Origin of the sequence: Streptomyces misionensis (assembly GCF_007896895.1) — a bacterium.
GTDB lineage: Bacteria > Actinomycetota > Actinomycetes > Streptomycetales > Streptomycetaceae > Streptomyces > Streptomyces misionensis_A.
Genome location: NZ_VOGW01000024.1, coordinates 1,239 through 15,694, shown reverse-complemented (window position 1 = coordinate 15,694; position 14,456 = coordinate 1,239). Strand labels below are relative to the sequence as shown.

Sequence of the window (14,456 nt, the reverse complement as noted above, 5' to 3'; positions counted from 1 at the left end):
CTTCGGGGGAGGGGTACAGGACGACGCCGAAGCCGTGCTGGGCGGCGACGCGTGCGGCGCCGGTGTAGACGCCGGCGAAGAATTCGGTGGTGAGGGCGGGGACGACGAGCAGGACGGTGCGGGTGCGGCCGAGGCGGAGGTTGCGGGCGGCGAGGTTGGGCCGGTAGTCGAGTGTGCGGGCGGCCTGGCGGACGCGTTCGGCGGTGGCTTCGGAGACCCGGCCGCGCCATTTGTCGCCGAGGACGAGGGAGACGGCGGCCTGGGAGACGCCTGCGGCCTGGGCCACGTCGCGGCTGGTCGGGCGCGTGCTGCTGCGTGCCACTGGGGGCCTGCTCCTTCACCTGGACGCGTGAACTGCGCACATGGTACGTATGAGTGCGGAAGTTATACGTAACACTTGAGGGCGTCGAGGCGCCTGGGGCGAGCCACGGGAGGCGCCGCGACTATGGCCACGGGATATCTGGAGATACTCCGGGCGCGGCATGCGCTGCGGCTGCTCACCGGGACGCTGGTGGGGCGGCTGCCCAATGCGACGGCGGCGATCGCGCTGGTGCTGTTCGTGCGCGCCGCGGGGGGTACGTACAGCCTGGCGGGTGCTCTGGCGGCCGTCTACGGTGTCGCGAACGCGGTCGGTCAGCCGGTGCTGGGGCGGCTGGTGGATCTGTACGGGCAGCCGCGGGTGCAGTTGCCGGCGGCGGTGCTGGCGGCGGCGGGGATGACGGTGTTCGCGTTCGCGGGCACCGGTTCGCTGCCGCTGGCGTACGTGGCGGTGGGTGTGTCCGGGCTGTGCGCGCCGCCGCTGGAGGGCGGGCTGCGGGCGCTGTGGCCGTCGGTGCTGGGCCGTGAGGACCGGGTGCACGCGGCGTACGCGATGGACGCGGTGGCCCAGGAGGTGATGTTCACGCTGGGTCCGCTGCTGGTGACGGTGTGCGCGGCGGTGTGGGACGCGCGTGCGGCGCTGCTGGTGCCGAACGCGCTGGGGGTGCTGGGCGCGTTGTCGGTGGTGGTGTCGCCGCCGTCGCGGGCGTGGCGGTCGGCGCCGCGGGAGGCGCATTGGCTGGGGGCGTTGCGGTCGCCGGGTCTGCTGGCGTTGCTGGGCGCTTTCCTGTTCGTGGGGATCGCGCTGGGGTCGATCACGGTGGCGGCGGTGTCGTACGCGGACGGTCATGGGGGTGACGCGGTGTACGGCTGGATGATGGCGGGGCTGGGGCTTGGCGCGCTGGTGGGTGGTTCGGTGTACGGGGCGCGGCAGTGGCGGGGGGTGCCGGAGCGGCGTCTGCGGGTGCTGGTGGCGCTTCTGGCGGTGTGTTATCTGCCGTTGACGCTGGTGCCGGGTGCGGTGGCGATGGTGTTGCTGTCGGTGGTGTCGGGGGTGTTCCTGGCGCCGTGTATCGCGTGTGCGTTCATCCTGGTGGACCGGCATGCGCCGCGGGGGACGGTGACGGAGGCCTTTTCGTGGCTGGTGACGACGTTCACGGTGGGTTCGTCGGTGGGGACGGGCCTGACGGGGCCGGTGGTCCAGGCCGGTGGCACGGTGTGGGGTTTCGCGGTGCCGGGGGTCGCGGGGGCGGTGTCGTTGCTGGTGTTGTGCGCCACCGGGCGGGTCCTCGCAGCTCCTGTGCGGGGGGCGGTGGTTGCGGCTTCATCGGAAAATGATCCAAATCGTGCTGTCGAACCCCGTTTCAGCTCAACGGATCGGGCGTAATGTTCCCTCATGGACCGCCGCATTTTCGGGCTGGAGAACGAGTACGGCGTCACGTGCACGTTCAGGGGACAGCGCCGCCTGTCGCCTGACGAGGTGGCGCGGTACCTCTTCCGCCGTGTCGTGTCATGGGGCCGCAGCAGCAATGTCTTTCTGCGAAACGGCGCCCGGCTCTATCTCGACGTGGGCTCACATCCGGAATACGCGACACCCGAGTGTGACAATGTGATCGAACTGGTCACCCACGACAAGGCCGGCGAGCGCATTCTCGAGGGACTCCTGGTGGACGCGGAACGACGCCTGCACGAGGAGGGAATCGCGGGCGACGTCTACCTCTTCAAGAACAACACCGATTCGGCGGGCAACTCCTACGGCTGCCACGAGAACTATCTGGTGGCGCGGCACGGGGAGTTCTCCCGGCTCGCGGACATTCTGATCCCGTTCCTGGTCACGCGGCAGTTGCTGTGTGGTGCGGGCAAGGTGCTGCAGACGCCGCGGGGTGCCGTCTACTGCGTGAGTCAGCGTGCCGAGCACATCTGGGAGGGTGTGTCGTCGGCGACGACGCGTTCCCGGCCGATCATCAACACGCGGGACGAGCCGCACGCGGACGCGGAGCGTTACCGCAGGCTGCATGTCATCGTGGGCGACTCGAACATGTCGGAGACCACGATGCTGCTGAAGGTCGGTGCCACCGACCTGGTGCTGCGGATGATCGAGGCGGGCACGGTGATGCGGGATCTGACGCTGGAGAACCCGATCCGGGCGATCCGGGAGGTCAGTCACGACATCACCGGGCGGCGCAAGGTGCGGCTGGCCAGTGGCCGTGAGGCGTCGGCGCTCGAGGTGCAGCGCGAGTACTTCGACAAGGCCGTGGACTTCTGCGACCGCCGTGGTATCCGCACCGGGACGGTCGCGCGGGTGCTGGAGCTGTGGGGCCGGGCGCTGGAGGCGATCGAGACGGAGGAGCTGGACCGGATCGCCACCGAGATCGACTGGGTGATGAAGTACAAGCTCATCGAGCGGTACCGGACCAAGCACAACATGACGATGTCGCATCCGCGGGTCGCGCAGATAGACCTCGCGTACCACGACATCCACCGCCGGCGTGGGTTGTACTACCTGCTGGAGAAGAAGGGGCAGGCGGCGCGGGTCTGCAATGACGTGCGGATCTTCGAGGGCAAGTCGGTTCCGCCGCAGACGACTCGGGCGCGGTTGCGCGGTGACTTCATCCGGCGGGCGCAGGAGCAGCGCCGGGACTTCACGGTGGACTGGGTGCATCTGAAGCTCAACGACCAGGCGCAGCGCACGGTGTTGTGCAAGGACCCGTTCCGTTCGGTGGACGACCGGGTGGAGAAGCTGATCGCCGGAATGTAGGCGGTCACCGGGTGAGGTGGTGCGTCCGGTGGTGGAGTGCCGGAACGCCACACGGGCGTCGTACCTTTCGGGTGCGGCGCCCTTCTCGGTCGTAGAGTTGCGCGCACGTCATCCGCAAGTCCGACCGATTACGAGGCTTTTCCGTGCGCCGACGTTCACTGCTTCTCGCCGCCGTTCCCGCAGGTCTGGTCACGCTCGCCGGGTGTGGCGGCTCGTCCGGTCCGAGTGACTCGGAGGCGTCCGCTTCGCCGTCGGCGCCGAGCGCGCCTCCGCCGCCGAAGATCGTGGACGGGCCGCTGCCGCCGATCACGGCGGGCAAGCGGTTCGGTGAGAAGCCGACCGTGGCGAAGGGGACGGGTGATCCGTCGAAGAACCTCGCGGTGCGGACGGTGCTTCCGGGCCGTGGTCGCGCGGTCGCGGAGAACGATTTCGTCCAGGCGAACTATCTGGGGCAGATCTGGGACACCGGCAAGGTGTTCGACAATTCGTACGACCGGCATGCCCCGCTGGTGATGCAGTTGGCGCAGGGGACTCTGATCGACGGCTGGCGGTACGGGCTGACCGGGAAGAGGACGGGCAGCCGGGTGCAGATCGCGGTGCCGCCGACCTGGGGTTACGGCAAGTCGGGTGATGCGCAGGCGGGGATCAAGGGCACGGACACGCTGGTCTTCGTGATCGATCTGATCGATTCGTTCAACTCGAAGAGTTCGGCGCGCGGCCGGGTCGTGCCGCAGAACGATCCCGCGCTGCCGAGGGTGGGCACCAACACCGACGGCGCGGTGCCCGCGGTCAAGGTGCCGCACACCGCCGCGCCGGACAAGCTGGTGTCGGCCTATGTGCTGGAGGGCGACGGTGCGCGGCTGAAGGCGGACCAGACGGTGCTGTGCCAGTTCCAGGGGCTGGTGTGGGACGGCGGCAAGACGTTCCAGCGGACCTATGGCTCGGGCCGGCTCAGCCAGTTCTCGCTGGCGCAGATGCAGCAGACGGTGAAGGGGCTGGCGCAGGGGCTGACCGGCAAGAAGGTGGGCAGCCGGGTGCTGGTCGTGGTGCCGCCGCAGCTGGGGTACGGGAACAATCCGCCGAGCGGGGGCCCGATCGGCAAGGGCGCGACGCTGGTGTTCACGGTGGACATCCTGGCCGCCATGTAGCCGGGGCGTCCGCGTCGGGCGGTGGCTTCGCGGAGATGAAAGACTGGCGGCGTTTCGTGTCGTACCTACGCAGGAGCTTTTGACGTGAACATCGAGAAGCCCGAGATCGACTTCCCCGAGGGCGACGCCCCGAAGGACCTTGAGATCAAGGACATCTGGGAGGGTGACGGGGAGGTCGCGAAGGAGGGCCAGGTCGTCACCGTGCACTACGTCGGTGTCGCCTTCAGCACCGGCGAGGAGTTCGACGCCAGCTGGAACCGTGGCACCCCGTTCCGCTTCCCGCTGGGCGGCGGCCGGGTCATCGCGGGCTGGGACCGGGGCGTGCAGGGCATGAAGGTCGGCGGCCGCCGTCAGCTGACCATCCCGGCCCACCTCGCCTACGGCGACCAGAGCCCGACCCCGGCGATCAAGCCGGGCGAGACGCTGATCTTCGTGGTGGACCTGATCGCGGTCTGAGCCACCCCGAGCCATCGGCCGTATCCGACCGGATCCGACCGTGTGGGGCCCATGCCTGTCCGGGCATGGGCCCTCGGCTTTTGCCACCGCGCCCGGGAGCGGTACGGTCAACGATCGGAAGCACAACAGGGAAGGCGAAGGGCGTCGATGGCCATTGCCAAGGCCGAGCGGCTGATGAACCTCGCGCTGTGTCTGCTCGGCGCACGGCGTCCGCTCAGCAAGCGCGAGCTGCGCGATTCCATCGAGGCATACGTCGAGGCCGCGCGGCCGGAGAAGGCCGGCGCGGGCAGCGACGACTCCTTCAACCGGATGTTCGAGCGTGACAAGGACGATCTGCGCGAGCTGGGTCTGGTGATCGAGACCGTCGAGAACATCGACGGCGAGGTCGGCTATCTCGCCCGCCGCGACAGCAACCGGCTGCCCCCCATCACCCTGGACGCCGAGGAGGCCGCCGCCCTGGGCCTGGCCGCGAAGGTGTGGCAGCAGGCCCGGCTGGCCGGTGCCGCCAGCGGCGCCCTGCAGAAGCTGCGCGCCGCCGGGCTGCCCGAGGAGGTCGACCCGTACGAGGCGCACGGCGCGCTGGAGCCGCGCATCCCGGTGCACGAGGCCGCCTTCGAGCCGCTGATGCTGGCCTGCCGCGACCGCCGTCCGGTGGTGTTCGAGTACCGCAAGGCCACCGCGGCCCGCCCCGAGCCCCGGCATGTCGAGCCGTGGGCGCTGGAGTGCTGGCGCGGCCACTGGTACCTGGCCGGTTTCGACCGCGGCCGGGGCGCCGAGCGGGTCTTCAGGCTGTCCCGGATCACCGGCAAGGTGCGCTCGCGCGGTACGGGTTTCACCGCGCCGGTGCCCGACGTGGTCACCGTGCGGGAGACGGTGGCGGGCTGGGCCGGGGAGAGCGCGGACCGCTCCGCGCTGATCCGGCTGCGCTCCGGCGCCGGCTACCCGCTGCGGGCCAAGGCCGTCAAGGTGCGCGAGCTGGGCGACGGCTGGGACGAGCTGGAGATCCCCTACGGGCACGGTCTGGACGCCTGGCTGGTGGAGTTCGGTCCGGACGTGGTGGTCGTGGAGCCGGCCGAGCTGCGGGCCGACGTGGTGGACCGGCTGCGTGCCGTGGCCAAGGGCTGAGGGGGAGCAGGACTGTGGCAGGCAAACCGGCCAGGGCCGTGAACGCCATCGACCAGACCCGTCGGATGCTCTCCTTGGTGACGTATCTGCGCGAGCGCCCCGGGGCGCGGATCGCCGATGTGGCCCGGGCCTTCGGGATCACGGAGGACGAGCTGGTCGCCGACCTGGATCTGCTGCCCATGTGCGGCACCAGTTTCCGCGGCGGCGATCTCCTGGACATCGACACCGACGGCGAGCGCATCTGGTGGCACAACCCGGCCGCGCTCGGCGAGGAGGCCGCCGAGCCGCTGCGGCTGGCCGCCGACGAGGCCACCGCGCTGCTGGTGGCGGCCCGCGCGGTCGCCACGCTGCCCGGGCTGCGCGAGGGCGACCGGCAGGCCCTGCTGCGCGCCACCGCCAAGGTGGAGACGGCGGCGGGCGAGGCCGCGGGCGCCAGCTCCCGGCTGTCGGTGACCTTCGAGTCCGAGGGCGGTGTCTTCGCGGACGTCGACCGGGCCATCTCCGAGCGCCGTCGGCTGTGGATCCGCTACTACTCGCCGGCCCGTGACGAGGTCACCGAGCGGGAGATCGACCCGATCCGGCTGGTCAGCGTCGGCCACACCTATGTGGAGGCATGGTGCCGCCGCTCGGAGGCCCGGCGCACCTTCCGCCTCGACCGGGTCGCCGAGATCCGTGTCCTGGACGAGCCCGCGGCCCCGCCCGAGGTGGAGCTGCGGGACCTGTCCGAGGGACTGGTCCAGCCGGCCGCCGAGGACCCCGAGGTGGTGGTCGAGGTCGGCCCGGGCGGCCGCTGGGTCGCCGAGTACTACCCGCACGACAGCGCCGAGGAGCTGCCCGACGGCGGGCTGCGGATCACGCTGCGCACCCCCGACCCGGCGTCCCTGCGCCGGCTCGCGCTGCGGCTGGGCGGCGACGGCCGGATCGTCTCCCCGCCCGAGCTGGCCGAGAGCGCCCGGCGCGCGGCCCGCGAGGCGCTGGCCGCGTACGACGGCACGCCGGACGCGGCGGGGGACGTCGTCGAGGGGCGGCGGTGAGGCGCCGGGCGGCGGGTCCCGCCCGCCCGTCGGGCCCGGGGCGGCGCGGCCCCGGCGGACGAGCGGCGCGGCGGCGGGCGCGGTGAGCGGCGCAGTGACCGGCGGACCGGCCGCCGGTACGACCGGGACGACCGGCGGAGAAGGAGTGGCGGCTGTGAGCGAGTCTGCGGTGTCCGGTGCGAGCGAGATGACGGTGGCCACCGCCTTCGCGGGAATGCGCAGAGTGAGCCCCGTGGTGTTCCGGGCCGGCTGCCCGGACTGCCGGGGCCGGTTCGAGCTGACCGCGAGCGCGCTGCGCCTCGCCATCGGGGCGAGCGACCGCACCACGTTCTACTCCTTCACCTGCCCCGACTGCGGTGCCGCGGTGCGCAAGCCGGCCGGGGAGCGCATCGTCGAGCTGCTCACCGGCGGCGGGGTGCGGACCCTGCGGCTGCACTCCACGGTGTAGCCGGATGCGCTCCGGGCCACCGGACGGTCTAGGCTCGGCCTCATGTTCTGGCCGATGTTCGCGGTAGCCCTGGGATTCCTGGGCCTCGCCGTCCTGGGAGTACTCGCCGTCCGGGTGTTCGTGGAGGCGCGGCGCCTCGGGCAGCAGGTCACGGACTCCGCGCGGCGCATCAACCGGGCCGCCGAGGACCTGGAACGCTCCGCGCTGAGCGCGGCCCGGGCCGCGGACGCCCTGTGATGTCGTCCTGTGATGCGCTTTGGGTCACTTCGCCCTGTCACGTTGCCGCTTCGGCCAGGTACGCTGCTGGTCGCGGCCCGGAGATCGAGGCGCGGTCCGCAGAGCGGGAGTACGCACGGGGAGTGTCCGACGTTCACCCCCGGGCGATACGATCGCTGCCGGCACGATGGTCGGACAACTGTCCGATCAGTCGGACAAGCCCCGTCGCCCCGCCTCAGTGAGAAGGTGAAGACTTATGTTCCGCAACGCACTTGAGCCGTGGCACCTGGTGCTCCTGGTTCTGGTCATCGTCCTCGTGTTCGGTTCCAAGAAGCTTCCGGACATGGCCCGCTCCCTCGGCAAGTCCGCGCGCATCCTGAAGAGCGAGGCCAAGGCGATGAAGGACGACGGCGGCAACAAGCAGTCGGCCACCACCGCCCAGTCGTCCGCCGAGGAACCGGCCCCCGCGCAGCGCACCATCCAGGCCGCGCCCGGCGATGTGACCAGCTCCCGCCCGGTCAACGAGCCGACCGACTCCGCCCAGCGCTGACGCGAGGACCGGGCCCCGGTCCGCTGCACGAGATGAGGATGTGGGTTGCCCAAGTCCGCCCGCAAGAAGGAGAGGGATCCCGAGGGGCGCATGCCGCTCGCGGATCACTTGCGTGAGCTGCGCAACCGGCTCACGAAGGCTGTCCTCGCGATCGTCGTCGTCACGATCGTGTCCGCCTTCTTCTACAAGGACATCATCGACCTGATCACCGCGCCGCTGCTGCGCTCGGTGGGTTGTCACCAGTCCTTCGGCGAGCTGACGAAGGCGAACAGCAACACCCACTGCGCGCACATCACGATCGGTGATCTGCTGGGCCCGTTCACGCTGGCGCTGAAGGCCTCGCTGACCGCGGGTGTCGTGCTGGCGTCGCCGATCTGGCTCTACCAGCTGTGGGCGTTCGTCGCGCCGGGCCTGCACCGGCACGAGAAGAAGTACGCGTACGCGTTCGTCGGGTTCGGCGTCCCGCTGTTCCTCGGCGGCGGCTTCCTCGCCTACCACGTGCTGCCCGTCACGGCGCGGGTGATGATCGACCTCACCCCCTCCGGGGTGGAGAACCTGCTGCCGCTGGACAAGCTGCTCGACCTGGTCACGCGCATGGTGGTGGTCTTCGGTCTCGCCTTCGAGATGCCGTTGCTGCTGGTCATGCTGAACCTGACGGGCATACTGACCGGTCGGCGGATGCTCGGCTGGTGGCGGGGCATGGTCGTCGGCATCGCCGCCTTCGCCGCGGTGGCCACGCCCGGCGCCGACCCGATGTCGATGCTGGCGCTGGCGGCGCCGATCTGGGCCCTGTTCTTCATCGCGGTGGCCTTCTCGCTGATCAACGACCGGCGCCGGGCCCGCCGCGCGGACGACGGGCTGTCGGACGACGAGGCGTCGGTGCTGGACCTGACGCCCGAGGAGATCGGCGAGGTGGAGTCCGTGAGCGCGAGCGGCGCTCCCGAGGCGCCGGGCTCCGAGCGGGTCAACGGCTACGACGACGTGACCTGACCCACACACAGAGGCGAGGCGCGCTGCCCCCGTCCGGGAGACCTTCCCGGGACGGGGGCAGTCGTCCGTCCGGGCCCGGTGTCCGGGCCGGCGCCGACCGGCCGTGCCGATCAGCGCACGTTCGGGATAATGATCGTCCTGTTGTCGGTGGGGCCCGGTACGCTCGAAAGCACGATGACAGAGGACCTCTCACCGGCCGAGCGGTACGCGGCAGCCCGCAGGCGGGCAGCCGAGCAGGCCACCGCGCTCGCGTCCTTCCGCGAGATGTACGACTTCGGCCTCGACCCCTTCCAGATCGAGGCCTGCCAGGCCCTCGAAGCAGGCAAGGGCGTACTGGTGGCCGCCCCCACCGGCTCGGGCAAGACGATCGTGGGCGAGTTCGCCGTCCACCTCGCCCTGCTCCAGGGCAAGAAGTGCTTCTACACGACACCCATCAAGGCGCTGTCGAACCAGAAGTACGCCGATCTGTGCCGCCGCTACGGCGCCGACAAGGTCGGCCTGCTCACCGGCGACAACAGCGTGAACTCCGACGCCCCGGTGGTCGTGATGACCACCGAGGTGCTCAGGAACATGCTGTACGCGGGCTCGCAGACGCTCCTGGGCCTCGGGTACGTGGTCATGGACGAGGTGCACTACCTCTCCGACCGCTTCCGCGGCGCCGTCTGGGAGGAGGTGATCATCCATCTGCCCGCCTCGGTGACCCTGGTGTCCCTGTCGGCGACCGTGTCCAACGCGGAGGAGTTCGGCGACTGGCTGGACACCGTCCGCGGCGACACCGAGGTGATCGTCTCCGAGCACCGGCCCGTGCCGCTGTTCCAGCACGTGCTCGCCGGGCGCCGCATATACGACCTGTTCGAGGAGGGCGAGGGCCACAAGAAGGCCGTCAACCCCGACCTGGTGCGCCTCGCCCGGATGGAGGCGACCCGGCCGTCGTACCAGGACCGGCGCCGGGGCCGGGCCATGCGCGAGGCCGACCGGGAGCGGGAGCGCCGGCAGCGCTCGCGGGTGTGGACGCCGGGCCGCCCCGAGGTCATCGAGCGGCTGGACGCCGAGGGCCTGCTGCCCGCGATCACCTTCATCTTCAGCCGCGCCGGCTGCGAGGCCGCCGTCCAGCAGTGCCTGTACGCGGGCCTGCGGCTCAACGACGAGGAGGCGCGCGAGCAGGTCCGCGCCCTGGTCGAGGAGCGCACCGCCCACATCGCCCAGGAGGACCTGCACGTCCTCGGCTACTACGAGTGGCTGGAGGGCCTGGAGCGGGGCATCGCCGCCCACCACGCGGGCATGCTGCCGACCTTCAAGGAGGTCGTGGAGGAGCTGTTCGTGCGCGGCCTGGTCAAGGCCGTGTTCGCGACCGAGACCCTCGCCCTCGGCATCAACATGCCCGCCCGCTCGGTGGTCCTGGAGAAGCTCGTCAAGTGGAACGGCGAGCAGCACGCCGACATCACCCCGGGCGAGTACACCCAGCTGACCGGGCGGGCCGGCCGCCGGGGCATCGACGTCGAGGGCCACGCCGTCGTGCTGTGGCAGCGCGCCATGAGCCCCGAGCACCTGGCCGGGCTCGCGGGCACCCGCACCTACCCGCTGCGCTCCAGCTTCCGGCCGTCGTACAACATGGCGGTCAACCTGGTCGAGCAGTTCGGCCGGCACCGCTCCCGGGAGCTGCTGGAGACGTCCTTCGCGCAGTTCCAGGCGGACCGCTCGGTGGTCGGCATCTCCCGGCAGGTGCAGCGCAACGAGGAGGGGCTGGCCGGCTACAAGGCGTCCATGACCTGCCACCTCGGCGACTTCGAGGAGTACGCGCGGCTGCGCCGGGAGCTGAAGGACCGGGAGACGGAGCTGGCCCGGCAGGGCGCCCACCAGCGCCGCGCCGAGGCCGCCGTCGCCCTGGAGAAGCTCCGGCCGGGCGACGTCATCCATGTGCCGACGGGCAAGTACGCGGGCCTCGCGCTGGTGCTGGACCCGGGCCTGCCGGCCGGCCGCTCCAACGGGCACCGCGGGTTCGACCACCAGGACGGTCCGCGCCCGCTGGTGCTGACCGCCGAGCGGCAGGTCAAGCGGCTGGCGTCGATGGACTTCCCGGTGCCGGTCGAGCCGCTGGACCGGATGCGGATCCCGAAGTCCTTCAACCCGCGCTCGCCGCAGTCGCGCCGGGACCTCGCCTCCGCGCTGCGCACCAAGGCCGGGCACATCCCGCCGGAGCGGGCCCGCAAGAAGCGCTCGCAGGCCGCCGACGACCGGGAGATCGCCCGGCTGCGCACCGCCATCCGCGCCCACCCCTGCCACGGCTGCAACGACCGTGAGGACCACGCCCGCTGGGCCGAGCGCTACCACCGGCTGCTGCGCGACACCTCGCAGCTGGAGCGCCGGATCGAGGGCCGCACCAACACCATCGCGCGGACCTTCGACCGGATCGTCGCCCTGCTGACCGAGCTGGACTATCTGCGCGGCAGCGAGGTCACCGAGCACGGCCGGCGCCTCGCGCGGCTGTACGGCGAACTGGACCTGCTGGCCAGCGAGTGCCTGCGGGAGGGCGTCTGGGAGGGGCTGGCGCCCGCCGAACTGGCCGCCTGCGTCTCGGCGTTGGTGTACGAGGCCCGGGTCGGCGACGACGCGCTGGCGCCCAAGCTGCCCTCCGGCAAGGCGAAGGCCGCGCTGGGGGAGATGGTGCGGATCTGGGGCCGGCTGGACGGCCTGGAGGAGGAGTTCCGGATCAACCAGACCGAGGGGGTCGGCCAGCGCGAGCCGGACCTGGGCTTCGCCTGGGCCGCCTACATGTGGGCGTCGGGCAAGGGCCTGGACGAGGTGCTGCGCGAGGCGGAGATGCCGGCGGGCGACTTCGTGCGCTGGTGCAAGCAGGTCATCGATGTGCTGGGGCAGATCTCCGCGGCGGCGCCCGCGGACGGCTCGACCGTGGCCAAGGCCGCGCGCAAGGCCGTCGACCAGCTGCTGCGGGGCGTGGTGGCCTACTCGTCGGTGGGCTGACCGACACCACGCCGGACGACGCGACGACCGGTTCACCCCTGGTGGTGAGCCGGTTTTCGTATGCCCGTACGTGGTGACTGCACGTGTTCGAGCGGATGCACAGCGTGTAAATGGGGACGAGCGTACCCCGGGTGCGGGGGTGGTGTCAGGCGGTCGCCGAATATGACACGGGCGTTGCTCCGGTCGGACTAAGCTCGCCCGCGGCGCACCGAGTTGAGGCACTTCGCTCACTTGTTCCCTGATGCGGAGAAGATCCCGTCCGCGCCATGAATCTTCCCCCCGGAATTCCTCCCGGCACCCAGCCGATCCCCCAGCCGATCCGTCCCAGAAGGCATCCATGGTGAGTGTTCAGAAGCCGCCCGGTCGCCGTGAACGACCCTACGCACGCGTCCTGTTGCCACCGGCCATAGTGATGGCCGCGGCAGGCGCGGCCGCCGTCGCCCTGGTATCCGGGCAGGCCCGGACCGCCGTCGGGCTGTGCGCCGCCCTGGCCCTGCTGCTGGTGCTCGTCACCGCGGCCGAGGCCGCCCGGCGCGGCCGTCTGCTGCGCGCGGAACAGGCCGCGCACGCCCGCGACATCGCGCACCTTCAGGAGCGGCTCGCCGACCACGACGTCCTGATCCACCGCTTCGCCACCGACATCCTGCCCTGGGCCTTCGCCCGGCTGTCCCGCGGCGAGATGCTCCGCGACGTGCTCACCAACGTCTACGACGCCGACCCCGAGCTGCGCGTCCTGCCCGACTCCTACCGGGAGATGGTGCGCGTCGCGCTGCGCGGCGCCGACCACGAGATCACCATGCGGATCGCCACCGAGCGCTCCTTCGTCAGCATCGCCCGCCGCGTGCAGGCCATCGTCCATCAGCAGGCCGTGGAACTGCGGGAGATGGAGGAGGACCACGGCCGCAACCCGGAGGTCTTCGACGATCTGCTGCGCCTGGACCACGGCAGCTCGCTGATCGGCCGGCTCGCCGACACCATCGGCGTCCTCGGCGGCGGCCGCCCCGGCCGCCAGTGGCCCCTGCCGGTCTCCCTCTACAGCACCCTGCGCGGCGCCATGTCCCGCATCCTGGACTACCACCGCATCCACCTGGCGTCCATCTGCAACATCAACATCAAGGGCACCGCCGTCGAGCCGGTCATCCACGCCGCCGCCGAACTCTTCGACAACGCCACCCGCTATTCGCCGCCCACCACCAAGGTGCACGTCACCGCCGTCGAGGTGCAGACCGGCATCGTCATCGAGATCGAGGACGCCGGGGTCAGCCTCAACGAGGAGTCCCGGGTGCGCATCGAGAAGATGATCGAGGACGCCAAGAACGGCGACGACGCGCACAACCTCGGCGACAACCCGCGCCTCGGCCTCGCCGTCGTCGGCCGGCTCTGCAAGCAGTTCGACATGGAGGTCTCGCTGCGCACCTCCGCCTACGGCGGCCTGCGCGCGATCCTCATCGTGCCGCGCGTGATGACCACCACCGAGCCCGGTGTCGGCGTCGCCCACGGCATCGGCGCGACCGGTATCCCGATGCCCGAACTCGGCGCCGTCGAGGGCCCGAGGCGCCGCCCCAAGAAGCGCCGCCCCACCAGCCCCAAGATCCCCGCCGGGATCTCCATGGAGGACGACGTCCCCGAGGTCACCGAGTGGACCGCGGGCGGGCTGCCGCAGCGTCGCAGCCGGGTGAAGGTCCCGCTGAGCCGGCGCTGGGCCGAGGAGGCGGCCATCGAACGGGCCGAGCACGAGGGCCGGCCCACCATCTGGTCGCGGACCCGGGAGGAACCCGGGCCCGAGCCGGACCCCGAGCGCCGGAAGCTGATCGAACGCCCGCCGGGCATGTGGATCGACGACTTCTTCGACGGACTGCGCAAGGGCATGCCCGAGGGCGCCACCGCCCCCGAGCTGACCGACTTCACGCTCCACCCGACCAAGTACCTGCACCTGATCGATGACTCGGCCGCCCCCACCGAGGCCGACGACGAGGGGACCATCCGGTGATCCAGCAGCGAGGCAACTTCGACTGGATGCTCAAGCAGCTCAACGACGGAGTACCCGGCATCCAGATGATCGTGGTGCTCTCCTCCGACGGCCTGCGCATCGCCCGCTACGGCGGCGAACCCGACGCCGCCGACCGGGTCGCCGCCGCCTGCGCGGGCCTGCAGAGCCTGGCCGGCGCCATCATCCAGGAGATCCCCGGCGCCGGCGAGATGAAGGTCGTCGTCGTGGAGATCGAGGGCGGCTACTTCTATCTGATGAACGCCGGCGCCAACGCCTACCTCGCCGTGCTCGCCGACGTCACCTGCGAACCGGGCCGGATGAGCGGCATGATGCGCGACCTCGTCGTCCGGATCGGCGCCCACCTCACCAGCCCGCCCCGGCGCGACGGGCAGACCGTATGACCCGTCCACGACGCACCCGGCGCCGGCCGGGCCCGCCGCC

The 14,456-nt window shown here is 71.2% G+C and carries 14 protein-coding genes; 13 read left to right on the top strand and 1 reads right to left on the bottom strand.

The features are described from left to right. Positions 1 to 322: LacI family DNA-binding transcriptional regulator (locus tag FRZ03_RS04030; RefSeq protein ID WP_146463746.1), on the bottom strand; the 322-nt coding region annotated here is incomplete at its 3' end. Between the two features lie 123 nt (positions 323 to 445). On the opposite strand from FRZ03_RS04030, the gene FRZ03_RS04025 reads away from it, so the two are divergent. The 13 genes from FRZ03_RS04025 (at position 446) to FRZ03_RS03965 (ending at position 14,416) form a co-directional block, all read left to right on the top strand. Beyond that, a complete protein-coding gene (locus tag FRZ03_RS04025; RefSeq protein ID WP_146463745.1) occupies positions 446 to 1,705 on the top strand; it encodes an MFS transporter in 1,260 nt (419 codons plus the stop codon). Positions 1,706 to 1,714: 9 nt separating this feature from the next. After that, positions 1,715 to 3,076, top strand: a complete 1,362-nt coding sequence (gene pafA, locus FRZ03_RS04020) for a Pup--protein ligase (protein WP_146463744.1) — start codon at positions 1,715 to 1,717, stop codon at positions 3,074 to 3,076. Positions 3,077 to 3,219: 143 nt separating this feature from the next. After that, positions 3,220 to 4,224, top strand: a complete 1,005-nt coding sequence (locus FRZ03_RS04015; protein WP_146463743.1) for an FKBP-type peptidyl-prolyl cis-trans isomerase — start codon at positions 3,220 to 3,222, stop codon at positions 4,222 to 4,224. Between the two features lie 84 nt (positions 4,225 to 4,308). Continuing rightward, entirely contained in the window at positions 4,309 to 4,680 is a 372-nt protein-coding gene (locus tag FRZ03_RS04010) for an FKBP-type peptidyl-prolyl cis-trans isomerase (protein ID WP_146463742.1), read from the top strand. A gap of 147 nt (positions 4,681 to 4,827) precedes the next feature. Then, on the top strand, positions 4,828 to 5,805 hold the full coding sequence (locus FRZ03_RS04005) for a helix-turn-helix transcriptional regulator (RefSeq protein ID WP_146463741.1): 978 nt from the start codon (positions 4,828 to 4,830) through the stop codon (positions 5,803 to 5,805). A 14-nt stretch (positions 5,806 to 5,819) separates the two neighbouring features. Continuing rightward, entirely contained in the window at positions 5,820 to 6,839 is a 1,020-nt protein-coding gene (locus tag FRZ03_RS04000) for a helix-turn-helix transcriptional regulator (protein ID WP_146463740.1), read from the top strand. Between the two features lie 154 nt (positions 6,840 to 6,993). Next, a complete protein-coding gene (locus FRZ03_RS03995) occupies positions 6,994 to 7,287 on the top strand; it encodes a hypothetical protein (RefSeq protein WP_186785241.1) in 294 nt (97 codons plus the stop codon). Positions 7,288 to 7,329: 42 nt separating this feature from the next. Continuing rightward, on the top strand, positions 7,330 to 7,524 hold the full coding sequence (locus FRZ03_RS03990) for a hypothetical protein (protein WP_146463739.1): 195 nt from the start codon (positions 7,330 to 7,332) through the stop codon (positions 7,522 to 7,524). A gap of 235 nt (positions 7,525 to 7,759) precedes the next feature. Then, positions 7,760 to 8,053, top strand: coding sequence for a Sec-independent protein translocase subunit TatA (gene tatA, locus FRZ03_RS03985; protein WP_146463738.1), 294 nt, complete (start codon positions 7,760 to 7,762; stop codon positions 8,051 to 8,053). A gap of 45 nt (positions 8,054 to 8,098) precedes the next feature. Then, positions 8,099 to 9,043 carry a twin-arginine translocase subunit TatC gene (gene tatC, locus FRZ03_RS03980; RefSeq protein ID WP_186785240.1) on the top strand — a complete coding sequence of 315 codons (945 nt, stop codon included), beginning with the start codon at positions 8,099 to 8,101 and terminating at the stop codon, positions 9,041 to 9,043. Between the two features lie 129 nt (positions 9,044 to 9,172). After that, positions 9,173 to 12,025, top strand: a complete 2,853-nt coding sequence (locus FRZ03_RS03975; protein ID WP_146463737.1) for a DEAD/DEAH box helicase — start codon at positions 9,173 to 9,175, stop codon at positions 12,023 to 12,025. A gap of 337 nt (positions 12,026 to 12,362) precedes the next feature. Continuing rightward, entirely contained in the window at positions 12,363 to 14,015 is a 1,653-nt protein-coding gene (locus tag FRZ03_RS03970; protein WP_261398539.1) for an ATP-binding protein, read from the top strand. Further along, on the top strand, positions 14,012 to 14,416 hold the full coding sequence (locus FRZ03_RS03965) for a roadblock/LC7 domain-containing protein (protein ID WP_146463736.1): 405 nt from the start codon (positions 14,012 to 14,014) through the stop codon (positions 14,414 to 14,416). The genes FRZ03_RS03970 and FRZ03_RS03965 overlap by 4 nt, the downstream gene beginning before the upstream one ends. The last annotated feature ends 40 nt before the right edge of the window (positions 14,417 to 14,456 follow it).

Excerpts from the sequence above, each read along its gene's own strand:
- FRZ03_RS03970 (WP_261398539.1), top strand. The coding sequence starts at position 12,363 with ATGGTGAGTGTTCAGAAGCCGCCCGGTCGCCGTGAACGACCCTACGCA.
- FRZ03_RS04005 (WP_146463741.1), top strand. The coding sequence starts at position 4,828 with ATGGCCATTGCCAAGGCCGAGCGGCTGATGAACCTCGCGCTGTGTCTG.
- FRZ03_RS03975 (WP_146463737.1), top strand. The coding sequence starts at position 9,173 with ATGATCGTCCTGTTGTCGGTGGGGCCCGGTACGCTCGAAAGCACGATG.
- FRZ03_RS03990 (WP_146463739.1), top strand. The coding sequence starts at position 7,330 with ATGTTCTGGCCGATGTTCGCGGTAGCCCTGGGATTCCTGGGCCTCGCC.
- pafA (WP_146463744.1), top strand. The coding sequence starts at position 1,715 with ATGGACCGCCGCATTTTCGGGCTGGAGAACGAGTACGGCGTCACGTGC.
- tatA (WP_146463738.1), top strand. The coding sequence starts at position 7,760 with ATGTTCCGCAACGCACTTGAGCCGTGGCACCTGGTGCTCCTGGTTCTG.
- FRZ03_RS04025 (WP_146463745.1), top strand. The coding sequence starts at position 446 with ATGGCCACGGGATATCTGGAGATACTCCGGGCGCGGCATGCGCTGCGG.